We start from the raw sequence: 15,270 nt of genomic DNA, 5'->3' as shown, positions 1-15,270 counted from the left end.
GGCGCAACGCACCTCATGGCGCAGCAGTATATTTTCCAGATGCAGGGTCTGACCAAGACCTTCCCCGGCGGCCGAAAGATCTTCGAGAACATCTGGCTCAGCTTCTACAACGACGCCAAGATCGGCGTCGTCGGCGTCAACGGCTCGGGTAAGTCCACCCTGCTGAAGATCATGGCCGGCCTGGACAACGAGTTCAACGGCGAGGCCCGCGCCGCCGATGGCATCAAGCGCGGCTATCTGGAACAGGAGCCCCAGCTCGATCCGGCCCTGAACGTGCGCCAGAACGTCGAGGCCTGGTGCGAAGAGAAGCAGTGGGTCAACCGCTTCAACGAAGTCGCCGCCGAACTGGGCGAAAACTACACCGACGAACTGATGGAGGAGATGACCTCCCTTCAGGAGAAGATCGACGCCGGCGACGTCTGGGACATCGACAGCCGCATCGACCAGGCCATGGGCGCCCTGCGCTGCCCGCCCGACGACTGGGAAGTCACCAATCTGTCCGGCGGTGAAAAGCGCCGCGTGGCCTTGGCCCGCCTGCTGCTGTCCAAGCCCGACATGCTGCTGCTCGACGAACCGACCAACCACCTGGACGCCGAATCCGTCGCCTGGCTGCAGCACCACCTGGAAAATTTCCCCGGCTGCGTCATCCTTGTGACCCACGACCGCTACTTCCTGGACCTCGTCACGAAGTGGACGCTGGAGCTGGATCGCGGCAAGGGCCACCCGCACGAGGGCAACTATTCCTCGTGGCTGGAAGCCAAGACAAAGCGTGTCGTGCAGGAGCAATCGGAATCCGAAGCCCGCCAGCGCGCCCTCACCCGCGAACTGGAATGGGTCCGTTCGGGCGCCAAGGCCCGTCAGGCCAAGTCCAAGGCCCGTCTGGCCGCCTATGAGCGGATGGTCGAGGAACAGGAATCGATGCGCGGCGCCCAGACGCACGCTCACATCCAGATCCCGCCTGGCCCGCGCCTCGGCAACGTCGTTCTGGAAGTCGAGGGTCTGCAAAAGACCTATGGCGACAAGACGCTGTTCGACAACCTGACCTTCAAACTGCCGCCCAACGGCATCGTCGGCGTCATCGGCCCGAACGGCGCCGGCAAGTCGACCATGTTCAAGCTGATCACCGGCCAGGAACAGCCCGATGGCGGCACGATCAAGGTCGGCGAGACCGTCAAACTGGCCTATGTCGACCAATCGCGCGACGACCTGAAGCCCGACGAGACCATCTGGCAGGCCATCTCGGGCGGCACCGATGTGATGATGGTCGGCAAGCGCGAGATCAACACCCGCGCCTATGTCGGCAGCTTCAACTTCAAGGGCGGCGACCAGCAGAAGAAGGTCGGCCAGCTGTCCGGCGGTGAGCGCAACCGCGTCCACCTGGCCAAGACCCTGGCCTCGGGCGGTAATCTGATCCTGCTCGACGAACCGACCAACGACCTGGACATCGAAACCCTTCAGAACCTCGAAGAGGCTCTGGAAGAGTTCGCCGGCTGCGCCGTGGTCATCTCCCACGACCGCTGGTTCCTTGACCGCCTGGCCACCCACATCCTCGCCTTCGAGGGCGACGGCCACGTGGAGTGGTTCGAGGGCAACTTCGAAGCCTACGAACAGGACAAGATGCGCCGCCTGGGCGCCGACAGCATCATCCCCAAGCGCATCCAGCACCAGAAGTTCGGCCGCTGATCGCCTGACCTGACAAGAGGAGCCGCTGCATGACCCAACGCCCCGCCGTTCTCATCATGCAGCGGCATCTTGCGCCGCTCTCGGGATTTCTGGAGAGCGCCTACGACGTCTATCGCTTCTGGGAAGGTCCGCCGATCGAGGCCGCCCACGACATCCGCGTCATGGTCGTCGCCGGCGAGGCGGCCCTGGACAAGGCGCTGATCGAACGTCTGCCCAATCTCGACCTGATCGCCTGTTTCACCTCCGGCTATGACGGGATCGACATCGACTGGTGCCGCCAGCGCGGTCTGCCCGTCACCCACGCCCCCGGCGTCAATCACGAGGATGTCGCCGATCACGCCATGGGTCTGATCCTGGCCGCACGCCGTCAGATCGCATCGGGCGACCGTCAGGTCCGCGCCGGCGGCTGGACCTTCGAGACGCGCACCATCACGACGTCGCTTGCCGGCCAGAAGCTGGGCATCGTCGGCTTGGGCCACATCGGCAAGGCCGTCGCCGACCGCGCCGAGGCCTTCCGAATGGCGGTCAGTTGGTGGGGGCCGCGGCCGCACGACGCCGAATGGCCACGCGCCGACAGCCTTCTGGCGCTCGCCAAGGCCAGCGACATCCTCGTCGTCGCCTGCAAGGCGGACGAGACCAATCGCGGCCTGATCTCGCGGGACATCCTCGAGGCGCTCGGCCCCGACGGCCTGCTGGTCAACGTCTCACGCGGTCAGGTCGTGGACGAGGACGCTCTGATCGCCGCCTTGAAGTCAGGGACGTTGGGTCAGGCCGCCCTGGATGTCTTCATCGAAGAGCCGACAGACCCAGCGCGCTGGGCCGACGTGCCCAATGTCATTCTGACGCCCCACACCGCCGGGGCCACGACCGCCGGGGTGCAGGGCATGCTGATGCTGCTCATCGAAAATCTGCAGGCGCATTTCGCAGGCGAGCCGCTGAAGACGCCCGTCGTCTGACTTCAGCGGGGACGCTGCGGCCGCTCGTCCGCCGTCACCACGCCGTCGCCGTTCTTGTCCATCGCTTTGAAGGCGGCGGCGAGGCCCACGTCGAACTCTTCGCGAGTAATGCGTCCGTCCGCATCGGCGTCGAAGCGCGCCAGCATACGACCGCCTCGCGCATTGGCCAGTTCGCTAGCGTCGACCACGCCGTCTTCATTGGCGTCTAGGCGGTTGAACATCTGGGTCATGCGCGCCTGCATCTGGGCCAGGTTTTCGCGCTCCGGCGGCCGCATCTGTCCGCCCATAGGCCGCCCTGACATTTCAGGTCCAGACATTTGAGGCATGGGCGTCTCGGGAAAGTCGCTCTGGGCCAACGCCGGACTGGCGGCGGCGACAGCAAGAGCGGCTATGAACAGGCTACGCATAAGATCACTCCAAGACGGGTCTGTGGGCTTTAACGCACGCACGAACCATTCCCGTCGGCCCGTTCCGAGAAAGCGATTTCACTTGCCAAATCATATAAGGATATCTTTATATGAGCATATGAGTTTGTCCGCCGATCAAACTGTCGAAGCCCTCCGCGCCGCCGGCGAACCCACCCGTTTGCGCGTCCTGTCGCTGCTGGCCGGCGAAGAGCTGTCGGTCATGGAGATGTCGCGCATTCTGGACCAAAGCCAGCCGCGCGTATCACGCCATCTGAAGCTGATGACCGACGCCGGTCTGATCGAACGCTTTCCCGACGGCGCCCGCGTCTATTACCGCCTGTCGCATGACGCCCAGGCGCGCCGGTTGATCGACACGGTGCTGGACATCCTGGCCGAAGACGCCGGCGAGGCCGATCATCGCCGTCTGGACGAGGTCCGCAAGGACCGCGAGGAAGCCGCCGCCAGCTATTTTGAACAGGTCGCGCCCCAGTGGGACCGCCTGCGTTCGCTCTACGTCAGCGAAAGCGCCGTCGAGGCGGCGCTGGAAAAGGCTGTGGGGCCCGGCCCCTTCGAACGCGTCGTCGATTTGGGCACGGGTTCTGGCCGGATGCTGACCCTTTTCGGCAAGAAGGCGAAGATGTCGGTCGGGCTGGACCTCAGCCAGAACATGCTGAACATCGCCCGCACCAACGTCACCAAGGCGGGTGTGGAGCAGGTCGAACTGCGCCACGGCGATATCTTCGCCACCCGTCTGCCCGCCGCCAGCGCCGATCTGGTGATCGTGCATCAGGTGCTGCACTACCTGTCCGATCCGTCCGCCGCCGTCGCCGAGGCCGCCCGCCTGGTCAGTCCGGGCGGCCGCCTGGTTATCATCGACTTCGCCCCGCACGACTTCGAACATATGCGCGAGGCGCATCAGCATCGTCGCCTGGGCTTCGCCGACAGCGAGATCAACGGCTGGCTCATTGACGGCGGCCTGACGCCATCGGCCCCCATCGCCCTGCCCCACGACGCCGAGGGCCTGACCGTGACCATCTGGACGGCGGAACGCCGCGTCCAGGACAGAAAGACCGCCTGATGGCCTTCTCCGCCTCCCTCAATTTGGCCGACGCTCGCGCCCTGCTGCTGTCGCCGCTCGGCCCCGTAGCCCGCGCCGGATCGAACCGCGACGCCGTGCGCGTCTCGTTCGAATTCTTTCCACCCAAGACCGATGAGGCCGAGGCCAATTTGTGGACGGCGATCCGCCGTCTGGAGCCGCTGAACCCCGCCTTCGTCTCCGTGACCTACGGCGCCGGCGGTTCGACACGCGAGCGGACCCACCGCACAGTTCAGCGCATCATCACGGAAACTTCGCTCCGCCCCGCCGCCCACCTGACCTGCGTCGAGGCCAGCCGGGAAGAAGTCGACGAGGTCATCGAAGGCTATAAGACTATCGGCGTCGACCACATCGTGGCCCTGCGTGGCGATCCGCCTGGCGGGGCTGGCATCGGCGGCGTCTATCAGCCGCGCGCCGACGGCTATGCCAACGCCACCGAGCTGACCGCCGCCATCAGCCGCATCGGCGGCTTCGACGTCACGGTCGGCGCCTATCCCGAACGCCATCCCGAAAGCCCCTCCATCGATCACGACATCGAGGTGCTGAAGGCCAAGGTCGACGCCGGAGCGACCCGCGCCGTTAGCCAGTTCTTCTTCGACATCGACGCCTTCCTGCGGTTCCGCGACCGGGTGCGGGCGGCGGGCGTCACCATCCCCCTGATCCCCGGCGTCATGCCCGTGTCCAACTTCGCTGGTCTTCAGCGGATGTGCGGCGCGTGCGGCGCCAGTATCCCCGACTGGCTGAAGGCGCATTTCGAAGGCCTGGACGACGATCCCGAAACCCGCAAACTGCTGGCCGCCTCGGTCGCCGCCGAGACCTGCGCGCGCCTGCAGGAAGAGGGTTTCTCGGATTTCCACTTCTACACCCTGAACCGCGCCGACCTGGTCTATGCGATCTGTCGCGTTCTGGGCGTGCGCGAGACGGCGGCAGACCAATGACCGCTTCTCTAACTCGGGCAGAACGCATCGCCGCCCTGCATCAGGCGGCCAAGGAACGCATCCTGGTCCTCGATGGCAGTTGGGGTGTCATGATCCAGCGTCGCGGCTTGGACGAGGCCGACTTTCGTGCGGACCGCTTCGTCGCCGCCAACGGCTATGACGAGAAACACCAGATGAAGGGGAACAACGACATCCTCTGCATCACCCGGCCCGATGTCATCGCCGACCTGCACGACCAGTATTTCGCCGCCGGCGCCGACATCTCCGAGACCAACACCTTCTCCGGCACCACCATCGCCCAAGAGGACTACGCCTTGGACGCCCAGGCGGTGTGGGACATCAATCTGGAAGGAGCGAAACTGGCCCGCGCCTTGGCCGACCTCTGGACGGAGAAAGAGCCGCACAAGCCGCGCTTCGCCGCCGGCTCCATCGGCCCGCTGAACAAGATGCTGTCGATGTCGTCCGACGTGAACGACCCCGGCGCCCGCAGCGTGACCTTCGACCAGGTCTATGAGGCCTATCGCCATCAGGTAAAGGCGCTGAACGAGGGCGGCGTCGATCTCTATCTGATCGAAACCATCACCGACACGCTGAACTGCAAGGCCGCGATCAAGGCGATCAAGGATCTGGAAGACGAGGGGCTAGACGCCCTGCCCATCTGGATCAGCGGCACCATCACCGACCGCTCGGGCCGCACCTTGTCGGGCCAGACGGCCGAGGCCTTCTGGAACAGCGTACGCCACGCCAAGCCGTTCGCCGTCGGCTTCAACTGCGCCCTGGGCGCCGACCTGATGCGACCCTTCATCGCCGAGCTGAGCCGCGTCGCCGACACTCTGGTCGCCGCCTACCCGAACGCCGGCCTGCCCAACGCCATGGGCCAGTACGACGAGGAGCCGCACGAAACCGCCCACTTCATCGAGGAATGGGCCGCATCCGGTCTGGTCAACATCGTCGGCGGCTGCTGCGGCACGACGCCGGACCACATCAGGCACGTCGCCGAAGAAGTCGCGCCGCTTAAGCCGCGCGCCATCCCGGAACGGCCGGTGGCCTTGCGACTGTCCGGCCTCGAACCATTCGAGATGGTGGCGTGACCAGCCCCCACGAAACGCACCCCCATTTGGCGGAGCTCTTTGAGCTCCTACCGACGTTGAACAAAGAATCCGCCAGAGGCGCCACGCTGGTTATCTGCAGTCACGTAGATCTATTGCTAGAGCGCATCCTGCTAGCCTTCATGTTGGATGGAGCAGAGTCAAAGCGACTAGTAGGCGGCTTCAACGCGCCGCTAGGGACGATGGCTTCTCGAGCAAACGCTGCTCGCGCGCTCGCTTTAATCAGCGCCCGAGAGTTTGAAGAAATGGAGACCTTAAGAAAGGTCCGAAACGAGTTCGCTCACACAGTTCATTGCAGCTTTTCAGAGAGCAAGGTTATGGCCTTGTGCCGAAAGCTAACGATGGCGGCCGAGAAAATCAGCGAAAGCGACGAGTCGGACGCGACAAAGAGCCGGGCAGCATTTGTGACCAGTGGTGTCTCACTAATCGCAAACCTGATCAACCGCGAAGCGTACGTAATACGACACCGCCTACTGAGTAAGGACTGGCCGACCTGATGCGCCCCACCTTCATCAACGTCGGCGAGCGGACCAACGTTACCGGCTCGGCCAAATTCCGCAAGCTGGTGGTCGAGGGCGACTATTCGGCCGCGCTGGACGTCGCCCGCCAGCAGGTCGAGGCCGGCGCCCAGATCATCGACGTCAACATGGATGAAGGGCTGCTGGACGGCGTCGTCGCCATGCGGACCTTCCTGAATCTGATCGCGGCCGAGCCCGACATCGCCCGCGTGCCGGTGATGATCGACAGCTCCAAATGGGAGGTGATCGAGGCGGGCCTGAAATGCGTCCAGGGCAAGCCCATCGTCAACTCGATCAGCATGAAGGAAGGCGAACAGGCTTTCCGCGACCATGCGATCAAATGCCTGCGCTACGGCGCCGCCGTCGTGGTCATGGCGTTCGACGAGGTCGGCCAGGCCGACACCGCCGCCCGCAAGATCGAGATTTGCACCCGCGCCTATGACATCTTGGTCAACGAGGTCGGCTTCCCGCCTGAAGACATCATCTTCGACCCCAACATCTTCGCCGTGGCGACAGGGATCGAGGAGCACGACAACTACGCCGTCGACTTCATCGAGGCGACGCGGGCGATCAAACGCACCCTCCCCTACGCCCGCGTCTCGGGCGGGGTGTCGAACGTCTCGTTCAGCTTCCGCGGCAACGAGCCGGTGCGCCGGGCGATCCACAGCGTCTTCCTGTACCACGCCATCAACGCCGGCATGGACATGGGAATCGTCAACGCCGGCGACCTGCCGGTCTATGACGACATCGACGCCGAACTGCGCGAGGCGGTCGAGGATGTGATCCTGAACCGGCCGCAGCGGACCAATGTCTCGAATACCGAGCGTCTGGTCGACATGGCGCCCCGTTACAAGGGCGAGAAGGGCCAGGCCCGCGTCGTCGATTTGAAATGGCGCGACCAACCGGTCGGCAAGCGGATCGAACACGCCCTGGTGAACGGCATCACCGAGTTCATCGAGGCCGACACCGAAGAGGCGCGCCTGGCGTCAGAGCGCCCGCTGCACGTGATCGAAGGCCCGCTGATGGATGGGATGAACGTGGTCGGCGACCTGTTCGGCTCGGGCAAAATGTTCCTGCCGCAGGTGGTGAAGTCCGCCCGCGTGATGAAACAGGCCGTCGCCTGGCTGGAACCCTTCATGGAGGCCGAAAAGGCCGGCAAGCCCCGCGAACAGGCGGGCCGCATCCTGATGGCCACCGTCAAGGGCGACGTCCACGACATCGGCAAGAACATCGTCGGCGTCGTGCTGCAATGTAACAACTACGAGGTCATCGATCTCGGCGTCATGGTCCCGGCCGACCGCATTCTGGACGAGGCCAAGGCCCACAACGTCGACATCATCGGCCTGTCCGGTCTGATCACCCCGTCGCTGGACGAAATGGTCTTTGTCGGCGCCGAGATGGAGCGGCGCGGCTTCGACATCCCTTTGCTGATCGGGGGCGCTACCACCAGCCGCACCCATACGGCGGTCAAGATCGAGCCCGCCTATCGCCGGGGCTCGACCACCTATGTCGTCGACGCGTCGCGCGCCGTCAGCGTCGTTTCGGGGCTGCTGTCCAAGACCGAGCGCGCGAAGAACGAGGCCGCCACCCGCGACGAATACATCCGCATCCGCGAGCAATACGCCCGCGGCCAAGAAGTAAAGGCCCGAGCGACCCTGGCTCAGGCGCGCGAGAATCGCTTCCGCATCGACCCCGCCCAGCCCATGCCCGGCAAGCCGTCTTTCCTCGGCGTTAAGGCGTTCGACGCCTGGGATCTGCAGGATCTGGCCGACCACATCGACTGGACACCCTTCTTCGCCAGTTGGGAGTTGATCGGCCGCTATCCGCTGATCTTGGACGACGAGATCGTCGGCGAGGCCGCGCGTGACCTGTTCGCCGACGCGCAGGTCATGCTGAAGCGGATCATCGACGAGAAATGGTTCACGGCCAAAGGCGTCGTCGGCTTCTGGCCGGCCCGCGCCGACGGCGACGATGTCATCGTCTTCGCCGACGAAGGCCGCGACGCGGAGATCGCCCGCTTCCACACCCTGCGCCAGCAGATCAAGAAGTCGAACGGCAAGCCGAACCTGGCCCTGTCCGACTTCATCGCCGAAGACGGCGACGACTACATCGGCGCCTTCGCCGTTACCGCCGGTCACGGCGAGCTGGAAATCGCCAAACGGTTCAAGGACGCCGGCGACGACTATTCCGCCATCCTCGCCACGGCCCTGGCCGACCGCCTGGCCGAGGCCTTTGCCGAACGACTGCACAAGGAAGTTCGCACCACCCTGTGGGGCTATGCCGCCGAGGAAACGACCGACATCGATGCGCTGATCGCCGAACAATACCAGGGTATCCGCCCTGCCCCGGGCTATCCGGCCCAGCCTGATCACACGGAAAAGGCCACCCTCTTCCGCCTGCTGCAGGCCGAAGACCACGCCGGCATGGCCCTGACCGAAAGCTTCGCCATGACGCCGCCGGCCTCGGTCTCGGGCCTCTATTTCGGCCATCCGGGCAGCCACTATTTCGGTGTCGGCAAGATCGATCTAGACCAGGTCGAAGACTACGCCCGCCGCAAAGGCTGGGAGGTCGCCACGGCTGAGCGCTGGCTGGCGCCCATCCTCAACTACGATCCCTACGCCGCCAAACGCGAAACGGCGGCTTGAGCCAGGCTCAAGCCGCCGTCTGTCATCCGGTAACCGCCGAACCGATCAGTTGATGCCAACGCTCTCCAGCGTGGCGGGCGGCGTGGTGATGTTGTCGCGCAGGCGGCGCGCGGCGTGCTCGCAGCGGCCCGGCAGACCGAAGAACAGGCCGAACGACTGGCTGCGCGCCTCGGCATCGGGATTGGCCATCAGCGGGGCCCATTGCGCCTTGACGGCGGCGACGGCCTGCTCAGCCTCGGCCTTTGAAGCCGCCGATTGGCGCGGCGCGGCCGCAGCCAAGGCGCTACGGAAATCCTGGGCTTCGAGACGGCCCAGACGCACCAGCTCGACATCCTCCGGCGCACGCGACGTCAGCGTCTCGCCCAGATCGGCATGTCCGGTCACCAGCGCATCGCACCACGCCACCAGCGGATAGTCGGCGCTTGGCGCGCCCCGCGGCAACGGCCGTGCATAGGCGATGGCCTCGCGCGTCTTCAACGCATCGGCCGTCTCGCCCGAGCGATTACCCGTCACGATCGGTCCATCCTGAGTTTGAGCGACCGCCGCGCCGGCAGCCAGCAGCGACAGGACCGACAGTCCGGGAACGACAAATTTCAGCATGATCTTCCTTGGAGGGGCGCGCCGCAAACAGGCGACGATCCGTAACGCTCGCCCACCCGAATGGTTTTTCTACGGCGCCGCTTAAACGAAAAAGGCGGCGGAGCGTTGCTCCGCCGCCTCAGTCTCGTGTCGTTGACCGGCCTTAGAACTTGGCCGTCAGACCGACGTAGTAGCGGCGACCCAGCACGTCATAGGTCGACGGGTCGGTGTTGGCCTGAACGCCGGGAACGAAGACGTTCGGCTGTTCGTCGGTCAGGTTGTTCACGCCGCCGCGCAGCGACACCGTGTCGTTGATGGACCACGAACCGTTCAGATCGAAGTAGTCGATGGAAGGCAGAACCTCGGTGGTGTTGATCACCGTGATTTCGCCAACCCGACGCCAGCGTGCGCCGACCGAGAACGGACCGCTCGCCCAAGTCACCGAGCTCAAAGCCTTCCATTCCGGGAAGGTATTGCCGAACGAGCTGTCGATCGTGCCCGTACGGTCCGTGAAGGCGCCGCCTTCGACGACGTTGTCTTCGTAGTTCTCCAGCCAGCTGATGACCGTGTTGAACTTCAGACGGCCCCAATCGCCGCCACCGATGTCGGCGATGTTGAAGGCCCAGTCGGCTTGGAAGTCAACGCCGGACGTTCTGATCATGCCAAGGTTGGCCTGATTTTCAATCGCGCCGACAATGTTGCCGGACAGCGGATCGCGGCTAAACAGTTGGCAATAGCTGTTGGCGTTGCTGAAGGTGGGGTTTTCGCCCGTGACGTTGAAGCAGCCGGCCAGCGAGTCGTCGGCCGCAATCGATCCGATCGCATCGGTGATTTCGATGTTGTAGTAATCGATCGAGGCCGAGAAGCCCGACAGCCAGGGCGACGCGAACTGCGATTGATACACCAGACCGGCCGACCAGCTGTCCGACGTCTCTTCAAACAGGTTCGGGTTACCGCCGGTGCGGCTTTCGACCTGGTTGTTGGAGAAGGTGTAGCGATCGATCGCCTGAGCCGAAATGCCTTGCGCCAAGCACAGTGCACGGACGGCGGCGGCGTTAGACCCCTGGCGGAAGCTGCTGCGGATGTCGCAGGGATCACCGCCAGTGCCCGTCGCCGACGGCGCGCCGATGCTCGGGAAGTTCGTGCTTGCGGTGGCGAACAGTTCGCCGATCGAAGGTGCACGGACCGAGCGGCTATAACCGCCACGTGCGCGCAGGCCGCCAGCGACAGTCCAGTCTAGCTCCGCACGATAGGCCTGCGTGCCGCCAGCGGTGCTGTAGTCGGCGTAACGATAGCCGAGGTTCAGATCCAGTTGCTCGACAAAAGGCAGATCCGAGAGCAGCGGGACCAGCGCTTCGATGAACAGTTCCTTGGAGTTCGTACCACCGCTCAGGGAAGGCGTCGGGTTGAAGCCGGCGATTTCCGAACCACCGACGTTGCCGCCGTCCGGCTGGCCATTTGCGCCCAAGTGAGGCGTGACGGCGTTTTGTTGAGCGAGCGAGGAGTCCGCGCCGAAGGCGAAGTCGTCTTGGCGATACTGAGCGCCGAGGGCGACACGAACTTCACCGGCCGGCAGATCGAACGCCTTGCCTTGCAGCGACGCTTCAATGACGCGTTGTTCGGTCACGGTCGAGTTACGCGCCGAACGACCGATGTAGTTGATGCACTCCGCCGACAGGTCCGTCACGCCAAACGGATCGAAGCCGCCCGCGCAAAGGCTGCGACCGCCGTCCGCAGCGTCCAGCAGTCGCTGAACCGACGAGCGAGACACGTTGCCGGTTTGAGTGGTCGTATTGGAAACGCGGCCATACGAACCGTAAACGTCGTACGTCCAGGTGCTTTGCGGAACCTGACCACGGACGCCCGTGGTGATCTGATAAATGTTGTACTCTTCCGTCGAGTGGCGACCGCCCAGCGCGGTGAAGCGCTTGTTCAGCAGGAAGGAGCCGTTCGGATTGGCACGGGAATTCAAAAACGTTCGGAGATCAGCCGTGATGAACGGATTAGTCGCCGGGACGCGGAAGCCGGTGCCGCTGGCCGCAGGGCTAGCCGCCAGTTCGGTGTCGGCGACATACTGGGTGAACAGCGCATTGGCATAGACCTCGGCGTTGTCATTGATCTTGTAACGGCCGCCACCGTAGACGTTGTAACGGTCAAGCGGCAGTTGCAGATAGTTCAGCGGGCCTGTGTTGAACGTATAGTTGGCGCCGGGCGCCGTGTACTCCGCGCCGGCTCCAGCCGGATTCTTGACGTTCAACTTGCCGGTGTACGAGAACAGCGTGTTGTCATCGTTGAAACCGAACGCGCCCGTTTCGACCAGGTCCGGGCTGTTGAAATAGGCTCTGACCAAAGCCAAGCTAGGCAGGTTGTTGCTATCGAAGATCGTCGAACCCAGGGGCGAAGTGCCGGACGGACCGGACACCGCCGAGAAGTCACGCGCGGCGTTGAAGATCACGTCGCGGGTCGAACGGCCGAGCGACAGCACCATGTTGCCGCGGTCATCGTCGAAGTTGCCGCCGACGGTGACTGAATAGCTCTCGGTCTTGCCGTCGCTGCGATCGGTTTCACCGTATTGGGCGTCGACCTGAACGCCCGAGAAGTTCTCGTCGAGGATGAAGTTTGCGACGCCAGCCAGGGCGTCCGAACCATAGGCCGCCGAAGCGCCGCCCGAGATGACTTCGATGTTCTTGATCAGGGCAGTCGGGATCAGGTTGACGTCAACCGAACCGTCCGAGTTCGACGGCACGACGCGACGGCCGTTCATCAGAACCAGCGTGCGGTTCGAGCCGAGGTTACGCAGGTTGATGTTGGCCTGGCCGCCATTGGACGGATTGTTCGAGGTCGACGAGATCGACGGGGTGAATTGCGGCAGATCGTTGATCAAGGTGTCGATCGTGACCGAACCCGTCGCCTGGAAGTCTTGGGCGGTGACGGTGACGATCGGGCTGGTCGAACGATAGTCCTGACGGGCGATGCGCGAACCCGTGACGACGATCTCGCCGACGTCGGTCGCTTGGTCGTCAGCCGACTGTGCGAACGAGGGCGTAGCGGCCATCGCCAAAGCGGCGCCGCCGATAATCGTGGTTGCCAGAAGGCCGCGACGATATCTGTTGGTGTTCAAGGCTTGTTCTCCCAGAAGAGCCAAGTTCGTTAGAAACGAACTGCTCAATACATTAGCCATTTGCCGATCATGCGATCGGTTGGGCGCGAGAGCATACCAACGCAGGCGCCAAGTCCAGCGAGAAGGTGGCGCTTGAACACATTGGCGACACGCCTGTCGCAAAGACGACACACCGTAGTCGCTACCGCGACATCGAACACACCTTGATTTCTAGTGATATACTGGCCGCCAACTTAATGAGATGAAGAAGATTATGACCCTCTCAGCTGTCGTAAGCGCCAAGAAAATCACCGTTCTATCGGTTGCATCGGTTATTTTTTGGTCAAACCATGCTCTGGCGCAGCAAGATTTGTCTTCGTCGGGGAGCGAGCTGGTCGGAGCCGTCACGCAATGCACGACGATTGAGGCCAACGCCGCCCGGCTAGCGTGTTTCGACGCCGCCGCAGCTCGATTGGCAGCCGCCGGCGAGGTCGCGATCGTCAGCCGGCAGGATGTGGAGCAGAATCAACGCCGGTTGTTCGGTTTTAACGTCACAGGCTTGAACCCCTTCAGCGGGTCAGGGCGGTCGGAAGAGTTGCAGTCCATCTCGGCGACGATGACATCAGCCCGAAACCTTGGCAGGGGGGAATGGTCAATCACGCTGAATGACGGCTCCGTGTGGCGAAAGACCGACGGCGTAGACGTGCTCTTTTCGGCTGAGCGGCAGTATCCAGTGACTGTGCGCAGGGCGGCGTTGGGAAGCTACATGATGAAGGTGGCGAACGATCCGCCCTTCCGTGTACGCCGCGAGTAGGCCTCTAGCGTTGGATCATCACCCGCGTCGCATAGGGCGCGGGCTCCGGCGTGCAGGAGGCGGCGATCAGTTGCACCGCGGCGAGACATAGGATCGCCGCCGCGACGAACGGAAGCCGATTTGATACAGCGTTGGCGATCGAACGGGCCATTGTGGGCGCTCCAGGCATGATTACCGAGACGTTAACGCAAGCTCTGCGCCAAACGCTGGGATCGCGATGATCCCGTTCGTGAGGACGTTCGATTTCGCCTATGGGCGGTGCGATCAGTTGTCGCCGTTGATCCAGCGGGTGATTGCAGACAATCCGGGGCCTTTCACCTTCACCGGGACGGGGACCTATATCGTCGGCCGACCTGACCAAGCGGCCGAAATCGCGGTGATCGATCCGGGGCCGCTGGATCATGCGCATCTGGCGGCGCTGATAGCGGCGGTCGAGGGGCGGCGGGTCAGCCATGTGCTGGTGACGCATACGCATCGGGATCATGCGCCTCTGGCCCGGCCGTTCGCCGAGGCGACCGGAGCACGGATTTGGGCGGCCCGGCCTCCGATGCGGGAAACGCATGCGTCGGGTGCGCTTGACGAGGATGAGGATGCGGACTTCGCGCCCGATGTGGTGCTGACGGGCGGCGAGGTCATCGAAGGCGACGGCTGGACGATCGAGGCGATGTTCACGCCCGGCCATGCGTCAAATCACATGGCCTTCGTCCTGCGCGAGGAGAACGTCCTGTTTTGCGGCGACCATGTCATGGGCTGGTCGACGACGGTCGTGGCGCCACCGGATGGGAACATGCGTCAGTATATGGCCAGCCTGGAGGCGGTGATCGCGCGCGACTTCGATGTGTTGTGGCCGACGCACGGGGCGCCGGTGACGCAGGTGCGGCCGTTTCTAGAAGCCTATCGCGCGCATCGGCTGAAGCGGGAGGCGCAAGTTCTCCAACGGCTGGAGGCGGGGGATCGCACGATCGCGCAGATGGTCCCGGTTCTGTACGCCGCCGTCGATCAGCGGCTGTGGCCGGCCGCTTCGCTGTCGGTGCTGGCGCATCTGATCAAGCTGGTCGAGGACGGCGCGGCGACCAGCGATGAGGCGCCCGGCCTGTCGGCGCAGTTCCGGCTGACTTAGCGTCCCGCCTCCAGGTTTCGGGTGATCTTGGCGGCGAGGCGGCAGGTGGCGCCGCCGTCGGGACGGCTGTTGCGAGCAGCGACGCGAATGTCGGTGCGGCCGGGGCGGATGCGAACGACGGCGTCGGTGGCGAAGCCGAACCAGGCGCCGGCGTGCACGGCTTCGACCTGGAAGGTTGTGGCGCGGGTGACGACGAAGCCGGCGTCGACCAGCGCCGAGGTCGCCTGCTGGGCCAGGACCTGGGTCGGGATGGCGTCCACACCGTCACAGGTCTGGGGCGCGCCGCTGCGCACGCCGGCGGCGCG

The 15,270-nt window shown here is 64.1% G+C and carries 13 protein-coding genes; 8 read left to right on the top strand and 5 right to left on the bottom strand.

Annotation, left to right across the window (positions count from 1 at the left end; genetic code table 11):
• Positions 1–15: 15 nt before the first annotated feature.
• Together ettA and B3T77_RS12205 are read left to right on the top strand one after the other, a co-directional pair.
• Positions 16–1,683 (top strand): energy-dependent translational throttle protein EttA, encoded by a 1,668-nt coding sequence (ettA, locus tag B3T77_RS12210; RefSeq protein WP_055755177.1) that lies wholly within the window; start codon positions 16–18, stop codon positions 1,681–1,683.
• A 29-nt stretch (positions 1,684–1,712) separates the two neighbouring features.
• A complete protein-coding gene (locus B3T77_RS12205; RefSeq protein WP_292079897.1) occupies positions 1,713–2,639 on the top strand; it encodes a 2-hydroxyacid dehydrogenase in 927 nt (308 codons plus the stop codon).
• Between the two features lie 2 nt (positions 2,640–2,641).
• On the opposite strand, the gene B3T77_RS12200 is transcribed toward B3T77_RS12205, so the two are convergent.
• Positions 2,642–3,046 (bottom strand): EF-hand domain-containing protein, encoded by a 405-nt coding sequence (locus B3T77_RS12200; protein ID WP_066551861.1) that lies wholly within the window; start codon positions 3,044–3,046, stop codon positions 2,642–2,644.
• A 118-nt stretch (positions 3,047–3,164) separates the two neighbouring features.
• Between B3T77_RS12200 and B3T77_RS12195 the strand changes: the two genes are divergently transcribed.
• The 4 genes from B3T77_RS12195 to metH all read left to right on the top strand — a co-directional run bounded on the left by B3T77_RS12195 (position 3,165) and on the right by metH (position 9,352).
• Positions 3,165–4,124 carry an ArsR/SmtB family transcription factor gene (locus B3T77_RS12195; protein WP_055808527.1) on the top strand — a complete coding sequence of 320 codons (960 nt, stop codon included), beginning with the start codon at positions 3,165–3,167 and terminating at the stop codon, positions 4,122–4,124.
• Complete coding sequence (gene metF, locus B3T77_RS12190) at positions 4,124–5,080, top strand: methylenetetrahydrofolate reductase [NAD(P)H] (protein WP_292079896.1); 957 nt, start codon at positions 4,124–4,126, stop codon at positions 5,078–5,080. Before B3T77_RS12195 ends, metF begins: the two co-directional genes overlap by 1 nt.
• Entirely contained in the window at positions 5,077–6,171 is a 1,095-nt protein-coding gene (locus B3T77_RS12185) for a homocysteine S-methyltransferase family protein (protein ID WP_292079895.1), read from the top strand. The genes metF and B3T77_RS12185 overlap by 4 nt, the downstream gene beginning before the upstream one ends.
• Before the next feature lie 514 nt (positions 6,172–6,685).
• A complete protein-coding gene (metH, locus tag B3T77_RS12180) occupies positions 6,686–9,352 on the top strand; it encodes a methionine synthase (RefSeq protein WP_409514538.1) in 2,667 nt (888 codons plus the stop codon).
• Positions 9,353–9,397: 45 nt separating this feature from the next.
• Here metH and B3T77_RS12175 read toward each other — a convergent pair whose 3' ends face one another.
• Positions 9,398–9,952: a hypothetical protein gene (locus B3T77_RS12175; RefSeq protein WP_055808523.1), complete on the bottom strand. Its 555-nt coding sequence runs from the start codon at positions 9,950–9,952 to the stop codon at positions 9,398–9,400.
• 142 nt (positions 9,953–10,094) lie between these two features.
• Positions 10,095–13,052, bottom strand: a complete 2,958-nt coding sequence (locus B3T77_RS12170) for a TonB-dependent receptor domain-containing protein (RefSeq protein ID WP_312184704.1) — start codon at positions 13,050–13,052, stop codon at positions 10,095–10,097.
• Positions 13,053–13,293: 241 nt separating this feature from the next.
• Here B3T77_RS12170 and B3T77_RS12165 point away from each other — a divergent pair, with 241 nt between their 5' ends.
• Positions 13,294–13,845 carry a hypothetical protein gene (locus B3T77_RS12165; RefSeq protein ID WP_292079894.1) on the top strand — a complete coding sequence of 184 codons (552 nt, stop codon included), beginning with the start codon at positions 13,294–13,296 and terminating at the stop codon, positions 13,843–13,845.
• A 4-nt stretch (positions 13,846–13,849) separates the two neighbouring features.
• Here the strand turns inward: B3T77_RS12165 and B3T77_RS12160 are convergent, their stop codons facing one another.
• A complete protein-coding gene (locus tag B3T77_RS12160) occupies positions 13,850–13,996 on the bottom strand; it encodes a hypothetical protein (RefSeq protein WP_292079893.1) in 147 nt (48 codons plus the stop codon).
• A gap of 66 nt (positions 13,997–14,062) precedes the next feature.
• Here B3T77_RS12160 and B3T77_RS12155 point away from each other — a divergent pair, with 66 nt between their 5' ends.
• Positions 14,063–14,965 (top strand): MBL fold metallo-hydrolase, encoded by a 903-nt coding sequence (locus tag B3T77_RS12155; protein ID WP_292079892.1) that lies wholly within the window; start codon positions 14,063–14,065, stop codon positions 14,963–14,965.
• Here B3T77_RS12155 and B3T77_RS12150 read toward each other — a convergent pair.
• A partial coding sequence (locus B3T77_RS12150; RefSeq protein ID WP_292079891.1) for a DUF1499 domain-containing protein occupies positions 14,962–15,270 on the bottom strand: 309 nt, incomplete at its 5' end. The genes B3T77_RS12155 and B3T77_RS12150 overlap by 4 nt on opposite strands.

The sequence above is a fragment of the Brevundimonas sp. UBA7838 genome (assembly GCF_002500885.1).
Lineage (GTDB): Bacteria > Pseudomonadota > Alphaproteobacteria > Caulobacterales > Caulobacteraceae > Brevundimonas > Brevundimonas vesicularis_C.
This window is presented reverse-complemented; position numbering and strand designations above follow the sequence as displayed.